At 63.9% G+C, this 8,515-nt stretch carries 8 protein-coding genes and 1 tRNA gene; 7 read left to right on the forward strand and 2 right to left on the reverse strand.

Annotation, left to right across the window (positions count from 1 at the left end):
• Positions 1 to 186: 186 nt before the first annotated feature.
• The 7 genes from murD (at position 187) to RDM88_RS10155 (ending at position 7,036) form a co-directional block, all read left to right on the forward strand.
• A complete protein-coding gene (murD, locus tag RDM88_RS10125; protein ID WP_308754725.1) occupies positions 187 to 1,584 on the forward strand; it encodes a UDP-N-acetylmuramoyl-L-alanine--D-glutamate ligase in 1,398 nt (465 codons plus the stop codon).
• 35 nt (positions 1,585 to 1,619) lie between these two features.
• Positions 1,620 to 2,648 carry a M20/M25/M40 family metallo-hydrolase gene (locus RDM88_RS10130; protein ID WP_308754726.1) on the forward strand — a complete coding sequence of 343 codons (1,029 nt, stop codon included), beginning with the start codon at positions 1,620 to 1,622 and terminating at the stop codon, positions 2,646 to 2,648.
• Positions 2,648 to 3,661 (forward strand): M42 family peptidase, encoded by a 1,014-nt coding sequence (locus RDM88_RS10135; protein WP_308754727.1) that lies wholly within the window; start codon positions 2,648 to 2,650, stop codon positions 3,659 to 3,661. The genes RDM88_RS10130 and RDM88_RS10135 overlap by 1 nt, the downstream gene beginning before the upstream one ends.
• A gap of 113 nt (positions 3,662 to 3,774) precedes the next feature.
• The gene (locus RDM88_RS10140; RefSeq protein WP_308754732.1) at positions 3,775 to 4,488 is read left to right on the forward strand and encodes a GNAT family N-acetyltransferase; all 714 of its coding nucleotides are present in this window, start codon (positions 3,775 to 3,777) and stop codon (positions 4,486 to 4,488) included.
• A 218-nt stretch (positions 4,489 to 4,706) separates the two neighbouring features.
• Complete coding sequence (locus RDM88_RS10145; RefSeq protein ID WP_308754728.1) at positions 4,707 to 5,981, forward strand: methionine gamma-lyase family protein; 1,275 nt, start codon at positions 4,707 to 4,709, stop codon at positions 5,979 to 5,981.
• 121 nt (positions 5,982 to 6,102) lie between these two features.
• The gene (locus RDM88_RS10150; RefSeq protein WP_308754729.1) at positions 6,103 to 6,747 is read left to right on the forward strand and encodes a hypothetical protein; all 645 of its coding nucleotides are present in this window, start codon (positions 6,103 to 6,105) and stop codon (positions 6,745 to 6,747) included.
• Positions 6,748 to 6,951: 204 nt separating this feature from the next.
• Positions 6,952 to 7,036: transfer RNA gene (locus RDM88_RS10155), tRNA-Leu, on the forward strand.
• 155 nt (positions 7,037 to 7,191) lie between these two features.
• Here the strand turns inward: RDM88_RS10155 and RDM88_RS10160 are convergent.
• Both RDM88_RS10160 and RDM88_RS10165 read right to left on the reverse strand, forming a co-directional pair.
• Positions 7,192 to 8,067 (reverse strand): MBL fold metallo-hydrolase, encoded by an 876-nt coding sequence (locus RDM88_RS10160; RefSeq protein ID WP_308754730.1) that lies wholly within the window; start codon positions 8,065 to 8,067, stop codon positions 7,192 to 7,194.
• A gap of 91 nt (positions 8,068 to 8,158) precedes the next feature.
• A partial coding sequence (locus RDM88_RS10165; protein ID WP_308754731.1) for a pyridoxal-phosphate dependent enzyme occupies positions 8,159 to 8,515 on the reverse strand: 357 nt, incomplete at its 5' end.

Raw genomic sequence — 8,515 nt, forward strand, 5'->3', positions numbered from 1 at the left:
CCCGGCAATTCCCGCCGCCAAAGGCGGCTCCTCTAAAGCGTCCCATAGGGGCGCGAACGAAAGCGCCGCCGCCCGCGGGGCGGCAAAGAAAAGCGCCGCCGCAACAAAATCCGCTTGATAAATCGGGGCTTAGCGAATATAATAGGAACGTTCAAATGAATTTCGGGGCGAAATTGGAGGCAGCTTATGGACAGCAGGGTAGACCGCTTTTTCCACGGCATCAAGGGCAGGAAAATCTCCGTCATCGGCATCGGGGTGAGCCACAGCGACCTCATCAGCCGGCTGAACGACTATGGCGCGAAGGTGACCGCGCACGACCGCCGCACCCGCGAAGAGGTGGGGGAGGCGATCTGCAACAACTTTGAGGCGCGCGGGGTCAGGCTCCGCCTCGGGGAGGACTACCTCGAAAACATCGACGCGGACATCGTCCTGCGCACGCCGGGGATGAAATTTCATCATCCCGTGCTGGAGCGCCTGCGGCGTGACGGGGTCGCCGTCACAAGCGAGATGGAGCTCTTTTTCGACCTCTGCCCCTGCAAGACGATCGGCATCACCGGCAGCGACGGTAAGACGACCACCACGACGCTGATTGCCGAAATCCTCAAGGAGGCGGGCAGGCGGGTGCACGTGGGCGGCAACATCGGCCGCGCGCTCATGCCGCTCATCCGCGACATCCGCGAGGGGGATTTCGCGGTGGCGGAGCTGTCGAGCTTCCAGCTCATCTCGATGCGGGAGAGCCCCGACATCGCGGTGGTCACCAACATCACCCCCAACCATCTCGACGTGCACAGGGATATGCAGGAATATATCGACGCCAAGCGCAACATCTTCGCGCACCAGGGGGCGTTTTCCCGCACCGTGCTCGGCGTCGACAACGACGTCGCCGCCTCCTTCGCCAATCCCGAATGTGTGCGCGGCCAGCTCTTTGAGTTCTCGGTCAAACGCCCGGTGCGCACCGGCGCCTTCCTCGGGGAGGACGGGATCATCTATATGTCGGTGAACGGCGAGCGCACCAAGATCATGCACGCGAACGAGATCAAGCTCCCCGGCCTGCACAACGTCGAAAACTACCTTGCCGCGATCTGCGCCACCTGGGGCTATGTCGACCAGGAGGCAATTTACAACGTCGCAGTCGAGTTCGACGGGGTGGAGCACCGCATTGAGTTCGTCCGGGAAAAGGACGGGGTGCGCTGGTACAACGATTCGATCGCGACCACTCCGACCCGCACGATCGCCGGGTTGGAGAGCTTCGACCAGAAGCTCGTCATCATCGCGGGCGGCTACGACAAGAAGATCCCCTTCGACCCGCTCATCCCCAAGCTGGTGGAACGGGTCAAGACGCTCATCCTGATCGGCGCGACCGCCGACACGATCGAGGCGGAGGTGCGCGCCTATCCGGGGTTTGACCCGGCGGAGCTTGCAATCCTCCGCGCCGGAAGCCTCGAGGAGGCGGTGAAGATGGCGGAGGAGGCCGCGAAGCCGGGCGACGTCGTCTCGCTCTCGCCCGCCTGCGCGAGCTTCGACATGTTCCCCAACTACGGCACCCGCGGCCGCCGCTTCAAGGAGCTCGTAAATGCGCTTTGAGCGGAAAATGATTTTGAAAAGCACAGGAGGTTCCCATGACCACCACGGAACAGATATTGACCCTCGCGGGCGCGCTCGGCGTGTCCGGCGGGGAGGATGGGGCGGTGGAAGCGGCGCGGCGGATGCTCGCGCCGCTCGGCGCATGTGAGCGCGCGCCGCTCGGCTCGCTGCTCTGCCGGATAAAGCCGGTCCCCGCCTCGGGCGAGCATGTGATGCTCACCGCCCACATCGACAGCGTCGGCATGATCGTCACCTACATCGATGACGATGGATTTCTGCGCGTCTCAAACGTCGGCGGCATCGACTGCGCGCTGCTGCTCGCGGCGCAGGTCACCGTCCACACGGCAAAGGGCGATCTGCCCGGCGTCGTCTGCACCGTGCCGCCCCACCTCAATTCCGACGACACCCGCCTGCCCAAGATCGAGGACATCTCGATCGACGTGGGCCTTTCGGCCGGGAAGGCGCGTGAGAAGATCGCGCCGGGCGACCGCGTGACCTTCTGCTGCGAGGCGCGGGAGCTGATGAACGGGCGGGTCAGCGCGCGGGCCGCCGACGACCGCGCGGGCTGCGCGGCGGTCATTTTGGCCGCGCAGAAGCTGGCGGAACAGGAGCTTTCCTGCGGGCTGACCGTCGCGCTGACCACCCTCGAGGAGGTTGGCGGGCAGGGCGCGGCCACTGCCGCGAACATCCTCTCGCCCACCCACGCCATCGCGGTGGACGTCTCCTTCGGGCACGCGCCCGACTGCCCCCGCGCCAAGTGCGGCGAGATGGGCGGCGGCCCGATGGTCGGCGTCGCGCCGGTCATCGACAACGGCATGTCCTCCCGCCTGCGGGAGGTCGCCGTGCGGGAAAAGATTCCCTTCCAGGTCGAGGTCATGGGCGGGAACACCGGCACCGACGTCGACGGCATCGCCGTGTCGGGCGCGGGGGTGCGCTGCGCGCTCGTCTCGATCCCCCAGCGGTATATGCACACGCCGGTCGAGATCGTCCACGTCTCCGACGTGGAGGCGACCGCCGAATTGATCGCCGCCTATGTGGCGGACGCGTTTGGAGGTGCGAGGTGATGCTCTATGAGACGCTTGAAAAGCTGAGCGCCATCCCCGGCGTGTCCGGATGCGAGGAGCAGGTGCGGTATGAAATCCTTAAGATGATCGAGGGGCGCTGCATCTACAGGGTGGACGCGCTCGGCAACATCCTCGCCTTTAAAAAGGGGAGGCGGGCCCCGGCCCATCCGCTGCTCTTCTCGGCGCATATGGACGAGGTGGGGCTGATCGTCACCTGGGTGGAGGAGAGCGGCCTGCTCAAATTCACCACGGTGGGCGGCATCGACCGCCGGGTGCTCCCCGGCAAATCGGTGCGCATCGGCGAAACCTTCGGCGTGATCGGCTCCAAGGCGGTGCACATGAAGGCTCCCGACGAGCGGGACAAGGCCCCCGAGCCCGACGCGCTCTTCATCGACATCGGCGCGAAGGACCGTGACGACGCGTTCTCCCGCGTCGCGCTGGGAGACCGCGCGGTCTTTGTCTCCCAATACGCTGCCTTTGGGGACGGCTTTCTGCGCGGGCGGGCGCTCGACGACCGGGTCGGGTGCGCGCTGCTCGTCGAACTGATCCAATCGGAGCTCGCCTGCGACGCCCACTTCGCCTTCACCGTGCAGGAGGAGACGGGCACGACGGGCGCGCGCACCGCGGCTTACCAGGTGGGCGCGGAGATCGCGGTTGCCGTCGAGACGACGACCGCCTGCGACATCCCCGGCACCCCGCCCGAAAAGGTGGTCTGCTCACTCAAAAAAGGCCCCGTCCTCTCCTTCATGGACAAGGGCACCGTCTACGACATGGACCTCTACCGCCGCGCGCTCGCGGCGGCAAAGGCGGGCGGCATCGCCTGCCAGCCCAAGGAGGGCGTTTACGGCGGCAACGAGGCGCGGTCGATCCAGATCGCGGGAAAGGGAACGCGGGTGCTCGCCGTATCGGTGCCCTGCCGCTACCTGCACACCCCCTCCTGTGTCGTCAACCGGTTCGACGTGGACGAGACGCTCCGGCTGCTCGGTGCGCTCGTCGCTGATTTCGGCGAATGATCCGTTTTGTAGACGGCGAATGGGCGGCGCTTTTTGAGGCGTCGATCGGCAAATTTGGTATATTTGGAACAAAAATATACTCACAGTATCAGACTTACGGCACTTTGGACGGCGTGCTCGACCTCTGGCTGCTGCTGGAGGGAGACCGCGCCGTGGGCGCGGCCTCCCGGCTGGACGGCGCCGTAACCCTCGCGGCGGATAGCGCGGCGGACGCGGACGAGCTCGCCGCCTTCCTCGGGGCGGTCGGCTGCCGCTCCTACGAGGGGGAGCAGGCGCTCTGCGAACGGGTGAACGCCGTGATTCGCGGCGGGCTTCGCTCGTCGCGAATCCTGCGGTGGGGCGGGCATTTCCCGCGGGAAGATGCCCGCCCCGCCGCGCCCGCGCCCTGCGCGGACGGCGTTCCTCCGGGGCGGGTCGCGCCCGCGGAGAACCTGGGGGCCGTCTACGCGCTGCTCTGCGCGGCCGACCCTGAATTCGCCGCGCGGACCGATTACGCCGCCTGGCTCACTGAGGTTTCCCACAAGCGGCGGCACGGGCTGGCGGATGTCTACATACTAAAAGTAAATAACCAGATTATTTCAACGATTGGTATTTATTTTAAGGGCGCCGACCGCGCGATTCTGGCAGGTTTGGCGACCGACCCGGCATGGAGGGGGCGGGGATACGCCCGCCGGATGATGGCGCACGCGGCGAACGCCGCGCTTGCGCAGGGGCTCGAGCCCTGGCTGCTGACCGCCGAGGAGGGTGTCGCGGCTTTCCACCGCGCCTGTGGGTTCGTGGATGCGGGTTTCTGGTCTAAAGGGAACTTTCGAGAAAGTTCCCTTTAGAATCCCTCAAAGCTTTCGGCGCAGGCGGGGCGCGGCGGCTTCCCGCGCGCTCGCCCCGTGCGGCGGGGTTGAAATGGTCGGGGGATGCGGTCGGCGATTGGGACGGGGCACGCCCGAATGAAAAGTTTTAGAAAGGGTCTGGGGAAGCCTTTTTCAAAAGGTTTCCCCAGGAAGAAAGGGGGCTGGGGGAAACTTTTTCAAAAGTTTCCCTCCAGAGTATGGTTGAACAGTTTTTTCACATCGACCCGTATATCGCGCGGATGGCGGAAGAGGCGGAGGAATTCTGCCGGGAGGCGTTCGCGCGCATTGACGGCAACGCGGAATACAACGGCATGAAGGTGCTCTCCGCCTTCATCGAAAACAACGTGAGCGAAAGCCATTTCGCGGGCACGACCGGCTACGGCTACGACGACCGGGGCCGCGAGGTGCTCGACCGGGTGCTGGCGCAGGTGATGGGCACGGAGGACGCGCTCATCCGGCACAATTTCGTCTCGGGCACCCACGCGATCACGACCGCGCTCTTTGGGGTGATGCGGCCGGGCGACCGGATGGTGTCGCTGACCGGCCTGCCCTACGACACCCTTCAGCCGGTGATCGGCATCGTGCCGGGCGGGCACGGCTCGCTGGAGGAATTCGGCATCCGGTACGGGCAGCTCGACCTGCTGCCCGACGGTTCCCCCGACTACGCGCGCATGGCGGACGCGGTGAAGGGGGCGAAGATGGCATATTTGCAGCGTTCGCGCGGCTATTCGCTGCGGGAGTCGCTGAGCGTCGCGCAGATCGAAAGGATTGCGGGCATCGTGCGGGAGGCCAACCCCGGCGCGCTGATCGTCGTGGACAACTGCTACGGGGAGTTCGTCGAGCGCAGGGAACCGACGCAGGCGGGCGCGGATCTTGTCGTCGGGTCGCTCATCAAGAACCCGGGCGGCGGCATCGCCAAGACGGGCGGCTATATCGCGGGGCGCGCCGACCTGATCGAGATGTGCGCCTGCCGGCTGACCGCGCCGGGCGTCGGCAAGGAGGTCGGCTGCACGCTCGGCCAGCTGCGCGGAATGTTTATGGGGCTCTTCTTCGCGCCCACCGTGGTGGCCGCCGCGCTGAAGACCGCCGTCTTCTCCGCTGCGCTCTTCGAGCGGCTTGGCTTCGAGGTCTACCCGAAATCTGACGCGCCGCGCACCGACATCATCCAGGCGGTAAAGCTCGGCACGCCCGAGGGACTCTCCGCCTTCTGCCGTGGGGTGCAGAAGGGCGCGCCGGTCGACGCGTTCGTCACCCCCGAGGCGTGGGACATGCCCGGCTATGACAGCAAGGTCATCATGGCGGCGGGCGCGTTCACGATGGGCGCGTCGATCGAGCTTTCCGCCGACGGGCCGATGCGCGAGCCCTATGCCGCGTGGCTGCAGGGCGGGCTCACCTGGCCGAGCGGCAAGACGGGCGTGATCCTCGCGGCGCAGTCGCTGCTCGAATCGGGCGTGCTCCGCGGGGACGGTTGACAAGCCGCGCTGCGGAATGGTATCATGATTCTGCCGCCGTCCGGCGGCGCCGCGCGGGTATGGCGGAATTGGCAGACGCGCAGGATTTAGGTGACGCCACCTCAGTGAAGGTTTTTGAAATATGAATGACATGTTGGAACGGTTGGCAGAAAGTGATTCGATTGAGCATTACGAAGGAACAGCAGGGTATTTGCTGTTCACAACAGCGAGCGCCATCTTTCCATTTGTCAAGTTTGAAGAACAGTTATCTGAAATCAATGACTATTGTCTTTATCTTCTCACCTGCCTAAAAGCAAAGGTAAAGGAATTCGAACCGTTTGACATTGATAAAGATGATTGGGGCGCTCCGGAGTCTTGGGAATATCGCAAGCTTTTGTCTTGGGAGTTTCTCTACCAGGATATAAACAAATGTACCCTTTTGTCCCTCCTGCTGGCATTTTTTGAATCAACGCTGAATGAAATCACGAATTGGTTTTCTGACGAAGCCGGTAAGACTACAGAGTGGAGAAAAATAAGAAATCCAAAAGTCTCCGACTATATTGCTCAAATAGGCTTGTGCTGTGAGGCAGACTTGCAGCACGAGCTTGCGGATGAGCTCGCGTATTATGATTCCATTCGCAGAATACGAAATCAGTTTGTTCATAACGAATGGGAGCAAATCACAGACCGATATAAAAAGTTTGTGCTCGCTGATGTGATTAATATGATTTCTCATGTCCTTATGAAGATTGAGCAACGAGCATTATCCTCTGGATTGATAGGGTGATGGTTGCAGCCTTATACGATCAAAGCAGGCTTGCCTGTTTCGATAGACGCGGGTCAAGGGGTTTCCCTTCCGCTCCGGGCGCCTTCCCCGGATGAAAATAGAAGGTGCTGCGGATTTCAGCTTTGCGCTCCGCCCCGGGTTCCTCCCCCCGAGTAAAAATGGGGGGAACAAAACAGCGGCAGGCAACCCCTGCCGCTCATATGTGCGGGTATGGCGGAATTGGCAGACGCGCAGGATTTAGGATCCTGTGCCGCAAGGCGTAAGGGTTCGACCCCCTCTACCCGCACCACCAGGCTAGGGCCTGGAGCCGATTCGCGCTCCAGGCTTTTCCCTTTGCCCGAAGCTTCGCGCCCGCGCCAAAAACAGTGCCTTTTATCGCACTGCGCCAAATAAAAAGCGCCGGTCGGAAGACCGGCACTTTTTATTTGGCGGCCGCGCGGCGGCTCAGACACGTTCCCACAGCAGGCGGTTGTCCTCGAACCGCGCGGCGGCCAGCCCCTCGTCGCAGAGGTAGCTGAGATAGGAACGCACCGTGCTGCCCACGAGGACATACTGGTTGAAGTCCATCGCAAGCCCGTAGGCGGAGAACACCTCCCGGATGATCTCGTCGGGCGTGCGGGGCTCGGCGCAGAAGTCGAGGACCCGCCCGGCGATCTCCCGGACCTTGGCGCGGTTTTTGGCGGCGAGCGGGCGGATATCCTCCGTCGCGGGGGCGTGCGCCGGGACGAAGAGCTTCGCCACGAGCGTCTCCACCCAGTCGAGCGTCCCAAGGTAGGCGCGCACGTCGTAGATAAAGCCGACGTGGTATTTTTTGAGGACCGCCTCCCCCGACAGGCAGTCGGCCAGGAAGCAGACGTCGTCGGGCGTGCGGAAGCCGACCATCCCGAAGAAATGCCCCGGCAGCGGAAAGACCTCGAGCCCTCCGGGCAGCGGGGCGTCCTCGATGGGGACGGGTTCGCTCTCCTGCGCCAGCAGGAACTTGTTGCGCAGCGCCTTGCAGGGAAATCCGCCGTAGAGGAAGGCGGGTTCGAGCTGGGGGGAGCGGATAAATGCGTTTTCCACCGGTGTGGAATAGACGGGACAGCGGTACCGGTCCTGCAAAAACCGGTTGCCGCCGATGTGATCGGCGTTCGAGTGGGTGTTGAGGATGCCCGCCAGCGTCCAGCCGTTCGCGTCGAGCAGCTTGCGCACCCTGCGGCCCGCGTCCTTGTCGTTGCCGCTGTCGATCAGCCACGCGCCATCCTCCGCAAGATAAAGCCCCATTTTCGCGGGACAGTCGATATACCACGTCCGCTCTCCCGCTTGGATCAGCTCATACATGCCGACGCCTCCCTGTTTGGATGATGAACCCATTCTACCACAAAAGCGGGGCGGCCGGAAGTCCCTTCCGGCCGCCCCTGTCGGGGTGCTGTTATTCGCCTGAGAAGAGGGGGGTGGAGAGATAGCGGCCGCCCGTGTCGGGCAGCAGGACGACGATCGTCTTTCCGCTGTTCTCGGGACGGCGCGCGAGCTGCGCCGCCGCCCAGACCGCCGCGCCCGACGAGATGCCCGCGAGCACGCCCTCCCGCCGCGCGATCTCCCGGCCGGCGGCAAACGCGTCTTCGTTTTCGACGGCGATGATCTCGTCATAAACCGCCGTGTTGAGAGTGCCGGGAACAAAACCCGCGCCGATGCCCTGAATCTTGTGGGGGCCCGCCTTGCCGCCCGACAGGACGGGGGAACCGGCCGGTTCCACCGCGACGACCCTGACCGCCGGGTTCTTCGATTT

This window comes from uncultured Anaerotruncus sp., assembly GCF_902490045.1.
Classification (GTDB): Bacteria; Bacillota; Clostridia; order Oscillospirales; family Ruminococcaceae; genus Anaerotruncus.

Excerpts from the sequence above, each read along its gene's own strand:
- murD (WP_308754725.1), top strand. The coding sequence starts at position 187 with ATGGACAGCAGGGTAGACCGCTTTTTCCACGGCATCAAGGGCAGGAAA.
- RDM88_RS10130 (WP_308754726.1), top strand. The coding sequence starts at position 1,620 with ATGACCACCACGGAACAGATATTGACCCTCGCGGGCGCGCTCGGCGTG.
- RDM88_RS10135 (WP_308754727.1), top strand. The coding sequence starts at position 2,648 with ATGCTCTATGAGACGCTTGAAAAGCTGAGCGCCATCCCCGGCGTGTCC.
- RDM88_RS10145 (WP_308754728.1), top strand. The coding sequence starts at position 4,707 with ATGGTTGAACAGTTTTTTCACATCGACCCGTATATCGCGCGGATGGCG.
- RDM88_RS10150 (WP_308754729.1), top strand. The coding sequence starts at position 6,103 with ATGAATGACATGTTGGAACGGTTGGCAGAAAGTGATTCGATTGAGCAT.
- RDM88_RS10160 (WP_308754730.1), bottom strand. The coding sequence starts at position 8,067 with ATGTATGAGCTGATCCAAGCGGGAGAGCGGACGTGGTATATCGACTGT.